Here is a 12765-nt window from a genome sequence, read left to right as displayed (position 1 = left end):
CTTCAGAATCCGACCTGGAGCACGTGCACCCCGGGCCACAGCGCGAACGCCACCGTCGTCGGCAGCAGGCCGAAGACGAGCGGCACGAGCATCGAGATCTCCTTGCGGCCCGCTGCCTCCAGCAGGTCGCGCTTCGCGGCGTCGCGGGCGTCGAGCGCCTGCGCCTGCAGCGTCTGGGCGAGCGGGGTGCCCCGCTCGAGTGCGCCCCGCATCTGATCGACGCTGCGGGTCACGCCAGGGTGGCCGAGCTCGGTCGCGAGCGTCTCGAGCGCGCTCGAGAGGCTCGTGCCGGCGGCCGCGTCGGCGACGACGCCGCCGAGCCTCGCGCCCGAGCGCGCTCGAGCCGGCCGCGCCGACCCGCCGCAGCGCATCCTGGAGGCCCTCGCCCGCCGCGAGGCTCAGCGAGAGGAACTCGAGGATCGACGGCAGCTCGCCCGAGATGCGCGCGAGCCGCCGCTTCGCGGCTCGCTGCAGCAGCACGTCGACGGCGAGCGCCCCGCACGCGGCACCGAGGAGCCCGAGGCCGGCGGGGAGGGCCGGGCTCGCCCCCTGCACGGCGCCGACGACCCCGAGCGCCGTGCCGACGACGCCGCCGAGCACGCCCCATCGCAGCTGCTTGCCGCGCACGTCCTCGAGCGACTCCGTGGAAGCTGCTTGGCGCAGGCGGCGGCGGATCGTGTCGGGCGCCCCGAGCACCGCATGGACGACGGGCGCGAGCCGGTCGCCGACCGGCGATGCGACGACGCCCAGCACCCGGGCGGGGTCGACGCGACGGCGCGCCACGAGGTCGCGGGCACCGGAGGAGACGTCGAGCACGTAGGGCGCGACCCGGTGCAGCAGCAGCGGCCGCCGCAGGATCGGCACGAGGCTCACGAGCAGCCACAGCCCCATCCCGAGGCTCGAGCCGAGGATGAGCGACCAGCCGAGCTCCGCGCTCACGCGAACCACCTCGCCTCGGTCGGGAGCGCGCCGATCCGCAGCATGACGCGGTAGGCGATGACGGTGACGACGGCGCCGCCGACGATGAGCGCGACGCCGCCGGGCGCGTTGTACGCCTGCGCGGCCTCGGGCCGGGTCGAGAGGATGAGGAGCACGATCCAGGGCGCCGCGACGCCGAGCCGCGCGGCGTTCACCACCCAGGTCTGGCGCGCCTCGAGCTCGTTGCGCGTCGCGAGGTCAACGCGGAGGTACGCGGCGAGGTCGCGCAGCACCGTCGTGACCTCGCTGCCGCCGACCTCGCGCGCCATCCGCAGCGTCTCGAGGATGCGGTCGGCGACCGGGTCGGCGAGCCGGTCCTTCAACCGGTCGATCGCGTACGAGAAGGAGCCCGTGGCGCGGTGGTCGGCCGCGTAGGCGGCGAACGCGGGGCGCGTGATCGCCGGGCCGGCGTCCTGCAGCTGCGCCACGGCGTCCGGCAGCGCGAGGCCCGAGCGGACGGCCGAGACGAGGTGATCGACCACGTCGGGCCACACGGCCGCCTGCGCGCGGCGGCGGCGGCGGGCTCGCCACCGCACCGCGAGCGGCGGAGCGGCCGCGCCCACCGCGAACGCCGCGGCGGCGACGGCCACGACCGGCGCGAGCGCGAGCGCCACGCCCGCAGCGAGCACGCCGAGCAGCAGCGATGCGGCGGCGACGGCGAGGGGCGGGACGCCGTCGAGGCCCGCCTGCGTGAGGTGGTCGACGATCCGGCTGCGGCGCGGATCCTGCCGTCGGGAGGTCTGCGGCCACAGCCACGGGCTCGCGGCGAGCACGAGGCCGAGGCCGAGCGCGGCGCCCAGCAGCCAGCTCAGTCCGTCCATGCCGCACCGCCCTCCGCCGGGCGCCCGCCCCGGCTCATGCCGCACCCCGGGCGAGCAGCGCGGTGGGGTCGGCGCCGACCGCGGCGAACTTCTCGAGCCGCGTCGGGTGCGAGCCCGTGGCCTCGAGCAGCCCGCCGCGCAGCGCGAAGATGCTGGAGCCCTCGATGACGGTGCCCTGCACGTGCCCTGTGGGCGCGAGGATCTCGACCACCTGCCGGTTCCCGCGCGCGTCGATCGCGAGGTGCACGACGAGGTCGATGCACTGCGCGACCGTCGGCAGCACGAAGCCGGCGTCGATGTTCCGCCCCGCGAGCAGCGGCAGGGTCGAGAGCTTCGAGAGCGCGTCGCGGGCGGAGTTCGCGTGGATCGAGCACATGCCGCTCACGCCGGAGTTCAGCGCGATCAAGAGGTCGAGGGCCTCCGCCTCGCGCACCTCGCCGACGACCAGGCGGTCGGGCCGCATCCGGAGCGACTCCTTCACGAGGCGGCGGAGGGTGATCTCGCCCGTGCCCTCGAGGGAGGGCTGGCGGCACTGCAGCCCGACGATGTCGTCGACGGGCGGGTCGAGCTCGAAGGTCTCCTCGACGGTGACCACCCGCTCTCCCGGCCGCACCGCGCCGAGCAGCGCGTTCAGCAGGGTCGTCTTGCCGGCGTGCGTCGGACCGGAGACGAGGATGTTGCAGCCCGCGATCACGGACTGCCGCAGGAACGACGCCGCCTGCTGGTGGAGCGCGCCGCGCTCGACGAGCGCCGACAGCGAGGCGAGCCGGCGCGAGAACTTGCGGATGTTGATGCTCATGGCGCCGCGCGCGACGTCGCCCGACGCGACGTGCAGCCGCGAGCCGTCGGGCAGCGAGGCGTCGACGAAGGGCGTGCTGAGGTCGACGCGGCGGCCTGTGGTCGAGAGCATGCGCTCCACGAGGTCTCGCACCTCGCCCTCCGTGAGCCGCAGCGGCAGCTGCTCGGAGACGCCGGAGCGGGCGGCGAAGACGCGCGAGCCCTGGTTGATCCAGAGCTCCTCGATCTCGGGGTCGTCGAGGTAGGGCTGCAGCGGACCGTAGCCGCGGACGGCGGCGAGCACGTCGCGCTCGGCCGCGCGCTCGTCGGCCAGCATCGGCACGCTGCCGCCCAGCGATCGCTCGGCGTAGGCGCGCACCGCGTCGCGCACGTAGCGCTCGGCGAGGTCGCCCGAGCCGGCGAGGTCGACGCCGTCGCGACGCACCCTCGCCCGCACGGTGGCGGTGATCTCGGCGACGGCCTGGCGCATGCGAGCCAGTGAAGCCCAGGCGCGTCACGCCTCGCAGGAGCTCTCCACAGGGCCGCGTCCCGGACCTCCTCGATCAGGCCTGGTCGCCGGCCCAGCGCAGCACGCGCAGCGCTCGCATCGTGATCCAGCGGTTCGGCTCCCCCACCGTGCCGTACTCGACCCAGGCATCGCCGCCCCAGCGGACGTCGAGCGGCCAGGTGCCGTCGTCGCGACGCTTGCCGCGGACGACGTCCAGCGCCTCGCGCATCCGATCGTCCGGCTCGTAGCCCGCGTCGCGCAGGTGCTCGAGCGCGCGCAGCACGTCGTAGTGCCATCGCGGCGGCGCGGCGAGGCGCAGGTAGTCCTCGTCGATCACCTCGCCCGTGCTCCTGCGGCGCAGCAGGCCGCGCTCGAGCAGGTACGCCTCGCCGCGCTCGCGCGCGAGGCGCAGCCGGCGGTCGTCGCCGCCCTCGCGCTCGAGGCGGCGCTCCTGCGCGAGCAGCGCCTCCACGACCGCGATCGTCGTGTCGAAGGAGCCGCGCGTGCTGCCCTGCTCCTGCTCGCAGTTCCAGCCGCCGTCGGCCATCTGCTCGCCGAGCAGCCGCTCGACGACACCGTCGACGCGCTCGCCGAAGTGGACGGCGTTGCTCACGAGCGCCGCGTTGATGCACGGCTCGACCTCGCCCTCGAGGAAGGGCTGGCCGTCGTGCTCCCAGCGGGCGAGGCGCCGCGCGTCGGCGATGGCGGCCCGCGCCTCGTGGCTCTCGGGGTCGAGGCCGAGCAGGCGCAGCTCGACGAGCACCGGGTGCGTCGCCGTCCAGGGCTGCTTCGGCGACGTCGGCTCCGTCGCCGGGAAGAACGTGCCGCCCGCCCACAGGCCCCCAGGATCGCGCGCCGCGAGCAGCTGCGCGCCCCAGCCCTCGAGCGCGACCCTCGCGCGCTCGGCCGCGACCTCCGCCCGATCCGCCTCGAGCAGGTCCTGCATGACCTGCCAGCGGATCGCCGGGTCGCCCTCCATGAGCCAGTCGATGACGCGCATGCGGGCATCCTGCACCCGCCCGCCCACGCGCGCCAGCCGCGACGGGCGCGCGGCACTCCCGGTCCGCCGCGCCGCGCCGCAGGCCGCGTCCAGTGGCGGCATCCCGCGTCCAGTGGCGGCATTCGGCGGACAGCGGCGGCATTCGGCGGTCAGCGGCGGCATTCGGCGGCGAGTGGCGCCAAGTGGCTGGATTTCGGCGCCACACCCCGCCGATCGGCGCCACTCAGCGCCAGAAGCCGCCAATCACGGGCAGGAGTCGCCGGGCAGGAGTCGCCGGCCAGGTTCTGGGGCGGGCGAGGAGGGCCAGAGCCGGGTCGGGCTGGACCACCAGAGCCGGGCCGGGCGGGAGGGCCAGAGTCGGCGGGCAGGACTGGGAGCAGGAGGGCGGGAGTCGCGCAGCGCCGGGCAGAGCCGGGAGGGGCCGCGAGGGCCGGAGCGGCCGCGCGCGACGGCGGCCGCCCCGCGGAGGGGGCGGCCGCCGGGCAGCGCGGGAGGCGCGGCTCAGCGCTGCGGGCAGCGCGGGAGGCGCGGCCTAGCGCTGCAGGAAGTCGAGCAGCACCCGGTTGAACTCCTCGGCGTGCGACACGTTGCAGCCGTGCGGGCCGCCCTCGATCACGTGCAGCTCGCTGCCCTCGATCGCCGCGGCCGTCCGCGCCCCGGAGCCCTCGAGCGGCACCGTCTGGTCGCCGTCGCCGTGGATGACGAGCGTCGGCACCGTGATGGCGTCCAGGTCGTCGCGGAAGTCGGTGGTCGCCCACGCGTCCATCGCGCCGAGCGCGGCGGTCTGCGACGACTGCTTCGCGAGCGCGAGCGCCTCCTGCCGCTGCTCCTCGCTCACCTGGATGCCCTCGGCGGTCGAGAAGAAGCCCGTGGTGAACTCGTCGAAGAAGGCGTCGCGGTCGGCCTCGAGGCCGCCGCGCATCTCCTGGAACGCCTCCTTCGTCAGCGGCCCCTCGGGGTTGTCGTCGCCCTGCATGAGGAACGGCGGCACCGCCGCGGCGAAGACGACCGAGCGCACCCGGTCCTGCCCGTGCCCGGCGACGTAGCGCGCCACCTCGCCGCCGCCCATCGAGAAGCCCACGAGCGTCACGTCGGTGAGGTCGAGCTGCGTGAGCACCGAGTCGAGGTCGGCCGCGAAGGTGTCGTAGTCGTAGCCCTCCTCGGGCTTCGACGAGCGGCCGAAGCCGCGGCGGTCGTAGGCGACGACGCGGTGGCCCGCGGCCACGAGCGCCTCGGTCTGGGCGTCCCACGACTCCGCCGACAGCGGCCAGCCGTGGATCAGCACCACCGTGCGGCCGTCGCCGCCCTCAGGGATGCCGGAGTCGTCGATGTGGAGCGTGACGTCGGTCATGGATGTCTCCTTCGTTCGATGCGTGCCAGGGGTGCGTCCGCCGGTCGGCGGACGGTGGTCGGTGGTCGCCGAGCGCTCCGCGCCGGCGGCCGAGCCGCTCAGCGGTACTCGGGGTTCTGGAAGCCGAAGCGCTCGCCGCGCTCCCAGGCGGTGCGGTCGTTGCCCTCGTTCGGGATGCCGCCCCGCAGCATCCGCGCGAGGTGCAGCAGGTTCCAGGTCATGATCGTGATGTTGCGCTGCGTGAAGTCGTTGTCGGCGCCCGCGAACGACCCGTCGTCGAGCTCGTCGCCGTACGACGGCCCGGGGCCGGCCTCCCCCACCCAGCCGGCGTCGGCCTGCGGCGGGATCGAGTACCCCAGGTGCTGCAGCGCGTAGAGCGCCTCGGCGGCGACGTGCTTCATGCCGTCCTCGTTGCCGCCCACGAGGAGCCCCGCGACCTTGCCGTAGTACGACGACTGGCCCTGGTCGTTCAGCTCGCCCGACTGCGCGTAGAGCCGCTCGACCACGCGACGGAAGACGCTCGAGGCCTGCCCGAGCCAGATGGGCGTCGCGAGGACGAGGATGTCCGCCTCGCGGACGCGCTCCCACAGCTGCGGCCACGCGTCGGAGGCCGCGCCGTGCTCGGTCATGTCGGGCTGCACGCCCGGCGCCAGGTCGTGGTCGACGACGCGCACGACCTCGACCTCCACGCCCTGCTGGCGGAGGATGGCGGCGCTCGCCTCGATGAGGAGGTCGGTGTGGCTCTCGCCCGGCGATGGGGTGAGGGAGCCGTTGAGGTAGATGGCGCGGATGGTGTCCGTCATGTCCCCCACCCTGGCCCCCGTTCCTGGGCGCCGACGCTCAGGATGCTGGACGCTGCTCGTCCGCGTCCAGCCGCTCGCGCGCCGCGAGCAGCGCCGCGAGGCGCCGCGCGAACCGCGCGGGCTCCTCGAGGTCGCGCGGCGCGAAGCCGCCGCCGCTCTTCGCGCCCAGTGCCCCCGCCGCGGCGCGGTCGCGCAGCATCGCGGGGGCCTCGGAGGCGTCGTCGAGGCTCGGGAAGATGCCGTCGGCGACGGCGGTCCACACGTCGAGCCCGCCGAGGTCCATCACCTCGAACGGCCCCGCGAGCGCCCACCGCGGCCCGAGGCCCGCGGTGACCGCGAGGTCGACCTGCGCGGGGGTCGCGATGCCGCGCGCCACGAGGTGCATCGCTTCGCGGTAGAGCGCCGCCTGGAGGCGGTTGGCGATGAAGCCCTCCACCTGCTCGGCGAGCGGCACGGCCGTCTTGCCGCAGCCCTCGAGCAGCCGCCGCATCCGCTCGACCGCCGCGGGCGGCGTGGCCGGGCCCGGCACCACCTCGACGAGCGGCACGGTGTCGGCCGGGTTGAAGAAGTGGGCGATCACGAGCCGTGATGGATCGGCGAGCCCCGCGGCGAGCGCCGCGGGCGCGATCGACGAGGTGTTCGAGGCGATGAGGGCGTGCTCGTTCGCGGCCTCCACCTCGGCGAGCAGCGCTCGCTTGAGCTCGAGCCGCTCGGGCGCGGCCTCGACGACGAGCGTCGCCCCCGCGACCGCCTCCGCGAGCGACGCGTGCGCGCTCGCGCGCGGGCCCGCGGATGCGGCGGCGGCCTCCGCAGCATCGCCGCGCGGGTCGTGCACGCGCACCGCGTGGCCGCCGCGCACGAACGTGCGCACGATGCCCGCGCCCATCACGCCGGCGCCGAGCACCGCGATCGTCTCGGGCTGCTGCTCGTGGTCCATGCCGGGCTCCTCCGGTCGTGCGCGGTCGCCCGCCGCTGCGGCGCCGCTCATCGGGGGTCGAGGCGTCGCATCGTCCAGCGCCCGAGCATGCGGTCGGGCACGAGCGGCAGCACGGGCCGCACGAGCCGGTAGCGCCAGTCGCTCACCACCACGGCACGGCCTCGGCGGAGCCCCGCGAGGCCCTCGCGCGCGACGTCGGCCGCGTCGGCCCAGGCGATCGCGGGCACGCCGGTGCGCCGCAGGCCCATCCGCTCGTGGAACTCCGTGCGCACGAAGCCCGGCAGGAGCGCCGTCGCGCGGATGCCGTCGGCGCGGTGCTGCGCGGCGATCGAGCGCGAGAGCGCGATCGCGTGCGCCTTCGCCGCCGCGTAGGAGCCCGTCGGCAGCAGCCCCGCGAGGCTCGCGACCGTGAGGATGCCGCCGCGGCCGCGCACGAGCATCCCGGGCAGGGCCGCCTGCGAGAGCCGCAGCGGCGCCCACGCGAGCAGCTCGAGGAGGCGCCGCTCGTCTGCGGGGTCGGAGTCGGCGAGCTCGGCCGCGATGCCGAAGCCCGCGTTCGAGACGAGCACGTCGACGGGCCGCGCCGGGTCGGCGAGCCTCGCGGCGACGCGCTGGAGGTCGTCGGGCACCGTCAGGTCGGCCGGGAGCACCTCGCACGGCACGGCGAGCGAGGCCGCGAGCGCCTCGAGCCGGGCCCGGTCGCGGGCGACGAGCACGAGGCGGAAGCCGTCGGCGGCGAGCTGCCGCGCGAGCTCGGCGCCGAGCCCCGCGGAGGCGCCGGTGACGAGCGCGGTCATGGCCATGGCACCACCCTGGCAGAGCCTCGGCGCGGGCGCCGCCCTCGCTCACCGGCGGCGCGCCGCGTGGTGCCGCGGGCGTCCCCCGCCGAGTACGCTGAGCACACCTGCGCGGGAGTGGTGGAACTGGCAGACACGCAGGATTTAGGTTCCTGTGCCCACTGTGGCGTGGGGGTTCGAGTCCCCTCTCCCGCACTGTCGGTCGACGCCGTCGACCCGTCCGCGAAGGAGCGCACCCGTGCATCCCCTGCCAGCGCAGTTCCTCATCGACATCGAGGGGCTCATCTCCGGCGCCGGCGCGCTCGCGCTGCTGCTCGTGTGCGCGATCGTGTTCGTCGAGACCGGCCTGCTCGTGGGCTTCCTGCTGCCCGGCGACACGCTGCTCGTCATCGCGGGCGTGCTCTCGTACACGGGCGTCATCCCGCAGCCCATCTGGCTCGTGTGCCTCTGCATCTGGATCGCGGCGGTCGCGGGCGACCAGCTGGGCTACTACATCGGCCACAAGGCGGGGCCGCCGATCTTCCAGCGGAAGTCGCACGGCCTGTTCTCGCATCGCACGATCGAGCGCACGAACCGCTTCTTCGTGCGCTACGGCGCCGCCGCCGTCATCATCGCCCGGTTCATCGGCATCGTCCGCACGTTCATGCCGGTCGCGGCGGGCGTGGGCCGGATGCCGTGGCAGAAGTTCTTCCGCCTCGACATCATCGGCGGCCTCCTGTGGGGCGCCGGCCTGCCGCTGCTCGGCTGGGGCGTCGCGCACATCCCGGGCGTCGCCGACTTCGTGACGGCGTACATCGACCTCGTGCTGCTGGGCGTCGTCGCCATCGCGATCATCGCGATCGTGTGGCACGCCATCCAGTCGCGGCGCGAGGTGGAGCGGGAGCTCCGCGACGGCACCGCGACGGGCGAGGTGCAGACGCTCGACCTCTCCGGCTCCGACGAGCAGGGCCTGCTGCGCTGACCAGCGCTTCCCCCGCGGAGTCGGCGGGGAGCTGCGCGAGCCGTCAGGCCGCGAGCCAGACGCTGCGCGCCACGTCGGGCCCGAGCGCCACGTCGCTGCCCTCGACGCGCACCTCGATCGAGCCCGAGTAGGGCTTGTGGCCCACGACCTCGACGCCCGCGTCGAGCGCGATGCCCGACTCCGCGAGGAAGCGCAGCATCGCGGGATCGGCGTCCGAGATGCGCACGACCGCGCCCCGGTGCCCGGGCGGCGCCTCGGCCAGCAGCACGGCCTCGGGTCGCACGACCGAGCCGTCGGCGGCAGGGATCGGATCGCCGTGGGGATCGCGCGAGGGGTCCCCGAGGGAGGCGGCGATCGAGTCGAGCAGCCGGTCGCTCATGGCGTGCTCGAGCACCTCGGCCTCGTCGTGCACCTCGTCCCAGTCGTAGCCGTGGCGCTCGACGAGCCAGGTCTCGACCACGCGGTGCCTGCGCGTCTGCCGCAGCGCGAGCGCGCGGCCCTCGGGCGTCAGCTCGATCGCGCCGTAGGGGCGGTGCCGCACGAGGCCCGCGGCCGCGAGCTTCTTCACCATCTCGGTCACGGTCGAGTTGGCCAGGCCGAGCGCCGTCGCGAGCTGCGAGGGCGTGATCGGCTCGGGCTGCCACTCGGTGTGCCCGTAGATGGCCTTGACGTAGTCCTCGGCCGCGGTGGAGGGAATCATCGCCCGGCGATCCGCTCCGCGAGCGCCGTGAACGCGAGCCGGCGGTGGCTGCGGGCGTCCTTCTCCTCGGGGCTGAGCTCCGCTGCGGCGCGGCCGTCGGCGTCTGCCGGCAGGAACACGGGGTCGTAGCCGAAGCCGCCCTCGCCGCGCGGCGCCTCGGCGACCGCGCCCGCCCACTCGCGCAGGCTCGACCACCTCGCCGTCGGCGTCGACCCAGGCCGCGGCGCACACGAAGCTCGCCGAGCGGTCGTCGTGGTCCGCGAGGTCGTCGAGCAGGCTTGGCCACGTTGTCGGCGTCGACGCGCGTGCCCGCGTAGCGCGCCGAGTGGATGCCGGGGGCGCCGCCGAGCGCCGCGACCGCGATGCCGGAGTCGTCGGCGAGCGCGGGCAGGCCCGTGCGCTCGTGGGCGGCGCGGGCCTTGATGAGGGCGTTGGCCTCGAAGGTCTCGCCGTCCTCCACCGCCTCCGGCCCGTCGTCGGCGAGCAGCTCGACGCCCGGGAGGAGCGGCGCGAGGATGCGCTGCAGCTCCTCGACCTTGTGCGGGTTGTGCGTGGCGACGACGACCTGGAGGCCGCCGCCGGTCACGTCGACGCCCGTGGCGCCCACGCTCGTCATGCGCCGACGCCCTCGAGCGCCTCGCCCTGGATGCCGGTGAGGGTGGCGATGCCGCCGAGCGCGAGGTCGAGCAGCGCGTCGAGCTCGCGGCGGTCGAAGGGCGCGCCCTCCGCCGTGCCCTGCACCTCGACGAAGAGGCCGCGGCCCGTGGCGACGACGTTCATGTCGGTGCCGGCGCGCACGTCCTCGACGTAGGCGAGGTCGAGCATGGGCTCGCCGTCGATGACGCCGACCGACACTGCGGCGACGGAGTCGATGAGCGGCGTCGCCGACCTCGGGATGCGCCCGTTGGCCTGCGCCCACGCGATGGCCTCCGCGAGCGCCACGTAGGCGCCCGTGATGGCGGCCGTGCGGGTGCCGCCGTCGGCCTGCAGCACGTCGCAGTCGACCGCGATCGAGACCTCGCCGAGCGCCTTCAGGTCGACGACGGCGCGGAGGCTGCGGCCGATGAGGCGCGAGATCTCGTGCGTGCGGCCGCCGACGCGGCCCTTGACGCTCTCGCGGTCCATGCGCTCGTTCGTGGAGCGGGGCAGCATCGCGTACTCCGCGGTCACCCAGCCCTTGCCCTTGCCCGCCATCCAGCGCGGCACGCTCGGCAGCACGGAGGCGGTGCAGAGCACCTTCGTGCGGCCGAAGGAGACGAGGGCGCTGCCCTCGGCCTGCTCGCTCCAGCCGCGCTCGATCGTGACCTGCCGCAGCTCGTCGGGGGTCCTGCCGTCCTTGCGCGCCATGCGCCCTCCTTCAGATCCGGTCCGGGAGCACGATGACCCCCGTCTGCGTGAACTCCACGTGCGTCACCTCGGGCCCCAGGAACCGCCGCGCGAGCCGCAGGAACGGCTCCTGCGCCTCGGTCGTGGCCTCGAACTCGTAGACGGGCGCGCTGCCCTCCGGCGCGAGCATGCCGCGGTCGGAGAGGATGCGGTAGACGTCGGCCGCGGTCTCCTCGGCCGACGAGACGAGCCGCACGTCGGGGCCGGCCACGTAGCCGATCGCGCCGGCGAGCAGCGGGTAGTGCGTGCAGCCGAGCACGATCGTGTCCGGGCGCTCGGCGAGCACGGGCGCGAGGTACTCGCGGGCGGCGCCGAGCACGTCGTCGCCCGTCGTGACGCCCGCCTCCACGAACTCGACGAAGCGCGGGCAGGCGGCGGCGGTCACGTGCGGCACCCCGGCGGTCGCGAACGCCCGCTGGTAGGCGCCGGAGCCGATGGTGCCGGCGGTGCCGATGACGCCGATGCGGCCCGTGCGGCTCTGCGCCACCGCGGCGCGCACGGCGGGGTCGATGACCTCGACCACGGGGATGCCGAGGCCCTCCTCGTAGCGCTCGCGCGCGACGTCGATCGTCGCGGCGGAGGCCGTGTTGCAGGCGATGACGAGCATCTTCACGCCCTGCTGCACGAGCGTGTCGAGCACGTCGAGCGCGAGGCCGCGCACCTCGTCCTGCTCGCGCGGGCCGTAGGGGCCGTGCGCGGTGTCGCCGATGTAGGTGATCGACTCGTTCGGCAGCTGGTCGATGATCGCGCGCGCCACGGTCAGCCCGCCGACGCCGCTGTCGAAGACTCCGATGGGGCGCTGCACGGGGTCGAGCCTAGCCGCCGGGATGCTTCCTGGACGTTCCTGCGCCCCGTTGTCGGCGGCGCGGAGTAGGGTCGGCACCCCACGGGGGGCCGCGTCCGAGCGACCCCTGCGACGGTGAGGAGCACCGCGTGATCCAGTTCGACCAGGTGCGCAAGGAGTACCCCGACGGCACCGTCGCGGTGGACGACGTCACGCTCACGGTGCCGTCCCACGGCGTCGTGGTGCTCGTCGGCTCGTCCGGCTGCGGCAAGACGACGCTGCTGCGGATGGTGAACCGCATGGTCGAGCCCACGAGCGGCACCGTCTCGATCGACGGCGTCGACGTGCGCTCGATGGACAAGGTGCAGCTGCGCCGCTCGATCGGCTACGTGCTGCAGGCGGGCGGCCTGCTCCCCCACCGCACCGTCGCCGACAACGTCGCGACGGTGCCGATGCTCGAGGGCGCGAACCGCCGCGAGGCGCGGCAGGCGGCCCTCGGGCTCCTCGAGCGCGTGGGCCTCGACCCCGCGCTCGGCGGCCGCTACCCGGGGCAGCTCTCCGGCGGCCAGCAGCAGCGCGTCGGCGTCGCCCGCGCGCTCGCGGCCGACCCCAACATCCTGCTCATGGACGAGCCGTTCGGCGCCGTCGACCCCATCGTGCGCGACCAGCTGCAGGCCGAGATGCGCACGCTGCAGCAGGAGCTCGGCAAGACGATCCTGTTCGTGACGCACGACATCGACGAGGCCTTCGCGCTCGGCGACGAGGTGCTCGTGCTGCGGAAGGGCGCGGAGGTCGCGCAGCGCGGCACGCCCGCCGAGATCCTCGCGAACCCGGCCGACGAGTTCGTCTCGCGCTTCGTCGGCGCGGGCAGCGCCCGCCGCACCCTCTCGGTGCGCGAGGTCGACGGGCGCCGGATCGTCGTCGACGGCGACGACCGCCCCACGGGCGTGCTGGCGGGCTGA

At 75.1% G+C, this 12765-nt stretch carries 14 protein-coding genes, 1 tRNA gene and 1 pseudogene; 3 read left to right on the top strand and 13 right to left on the bottom strand.

Annotated features, from left to right (window positions below; all coding sequences use genetic code 11):
* Positions 1-2 precede the first annotated feature (2 nt).
* The 8 genes from OVA14_RS09305 to OVA14_RS09270 form a co-directional block, all read right to left on the bottom strand.
* Positions 3-371, bottom strand: coding sequence for a type II secretion system F family protein (locus tag OVA14_RS09305; RefSeq protein ID WP_267503618.1), 369 nt, complete (start codon positions 369-371; stop codon positions 3-5).
* Between the two features lie 564 nt (positions 372-935).
* A complete protein-coding gene (locus tag OVA14_RS09300) occupies positions 936-1799 on the bottom strand; it encodes a type II secretion system F family protein (protein WP_324287999.1) in 864 nt (287 codons plus the stop codon).
* 34 nt (positions 1800-1833) lie between these two features.
* Positions 1834-3066: a CpaF family protein gene (locus tag OVA14_RS09295; RefSeq protein WP_267503617.1), complete on the bottom strand. Its 1233-nt coding sequence runs from the start codon at positions 3064-3066 to the stop codon at positions 1834-1836.
* A gap of 73 nt (positions 3067-3139) precedes the next feature.
* On the bottom strand, positions 3140-4084 hold the full coding sequence (locus OVA14_RS09290; RefSeq protein WP_267503616.1) for a hypothetical protein: 945 nt from the start codon (positions 4082-4084) through the stop codon (positions 3140-3142).
* A gap of 532 nt (positions 4085-4616) precedes the next feature.
* On the bottom strand, positions 4617-5435 hold the full coding sequence (locus tag OVA14_RS09285; RefSeq protein ID WP_267503615.1) for an alpha/beta fold hydrolase: 819 nt from the start codon (positions 5433-5435) through the stop codon (positions 4617-4619).
* A gap of 98 nt (positions 5436-5533) precedes the next feature.
* A complete protein-coding gene (locus OVA14_RS09280) occupies positions 5534-6238 on the bottom strand; it encodes a flavodoxin family protein (protein WP_267503614.1) in 705 nt (234 codons plus the stop codon).
* A gap of 37 nt (positions 6239-6275) precedes the next feature.
* Complete coding sequence (locus OVA14_RS09275; protein ID WP_267503613.1) at positions 6276-7175, bottom strand: 3-hydroxyacyl-CoA dehydrogenase family protein; 900 nt, start codon at positions 7173-7175, stop codon at positions 6276-6278.
* Positions 7176-7222: 47 nt separating this feature from the next.
* On the bottom strand, positions 7223-7978 hold the full coding sequence (locus OVA14_RS09270) for an SDR family NAD(P)-dependent oxidoreductase (protein ID WP_267503612.1): 756 nt from the start codon (positions 7976-7978) through the stop codon (positions 7223-7225).
* A gap of 105 nt (positions 7979-8083) precedes the next feature.
* Here OVA14_RS09270 and OVA14_RS09265 point away from each other — a divergent pair.
* Together OVA14_RS09265 and OVA14_RS09260 are read left to right on the top strand one after the other, a co-directional pair.
* A tRNA-Leu gene (locus OVA14_RS09265) sits at positions 8084-8167 on the top strand.
* A 43-nt stretch (positions 8168-8210) separates the two neighbouring features.
* Positions 8211-8933, top strand: coding sequence for a DedA family protein (locus tag OVA14_RS09260; protein ID WP_267503611.1), 723 nt, complete (start codon positions 8211-8213; stop codon positions 8931-8933).
* A 43-nt stretch (positions 8934-8976) separates the two neighbouring features.
* Here OVA14_RS09260 and OVA14_RS09255 read toward each other — a convergent pair whose 3' ends face one another.
* The 5 genes and pseudogenes from OVA14_RS09255 to murI form a co-directional block, all read right to left on the bottom strand.
* Positions 8977-9633 carry a metal-dependent transcriptional regulator gene (locus tag OVA14_RS09255; protein WP_267503610.1) on the bottom strand — a complete coding sequence of 219 codons (657 nt, stop codon included), beginning with the start codon at positions 9631-9633 and terminating at the stop codon, positions 8977-8979.
* Positions 9630-9752: a non-canonical purine NTP pyrophosphatase gene (locus OVA14_RS13865; RefSeq protein WP_420710580.1), complete on the bottom strand. Its 123-nt coding sequence runs from the start codon at positions 9750-9752 to the stop codon at positions 9630-9632. Before OVA14_RS13865 ends, OVA14_RS09255 begins: the two co-directional genes overlap by 4 nt.
* A 218-nt stretch (positions 9753-9970) precedes the next feature.
* Positions 9971-10249: pseudogene (locus OVA14_RS13860) on the bottom strand (non-canonical purine NTP pyrophosphatase); the annotation flags it as partial.
* The gene (rph, locus tag OVA14_RS09245; protein WP_267503609.1) at positions 10246-10980 is read right to left on the bottom strand and encodes a ribonuclease PH; all 735 of its coding nucleotides are present in this window, start codon (positions 10978-10980) and stop codon (positions 10246-10248) included. The pseudogene OVA14_RS13860 and the gene rph, both read right to left, overlap by 4 nt.
* Before the next feature lie 10 nt (positions 10981-10990).
* A complete protein-coding gene (murI, locus tag OVA14_RS09240; RefSeq protein WP_324287998.1) occupies positions 10991-11824 on the bottom strand; it encodes a glutamate racemase in 834 nt (277 codons plus the stop codon).
* 128 nt (positions 11825-11952) lie between these two features.
* On the opposite strand from murI, the gene OVA14_RS09235 reads away from it, so the two are divergent.
* Entirely contained in the window at positions 11953-12765 is an 813-nt protein-coding gene (locus tag OVA14_RS09235; RefSeq protein WP_267503608.1) for an ABC transporter ATP-binding protein, read from the top strand.

It is taken from the genome of Agrococcus sp. SL85 (assembly GCF_026625845.1).
Lineage (GTDB): Bacteria > Actinomycetota > Actinomycetes > Actinomycetales > Microbacteriaceae > Agrococcus.
The sequence above is the reverse complement of the archived record's forward strand: the minus strand, read 5'-3'. Positions and strand labels throughout refer to the sequence as shown.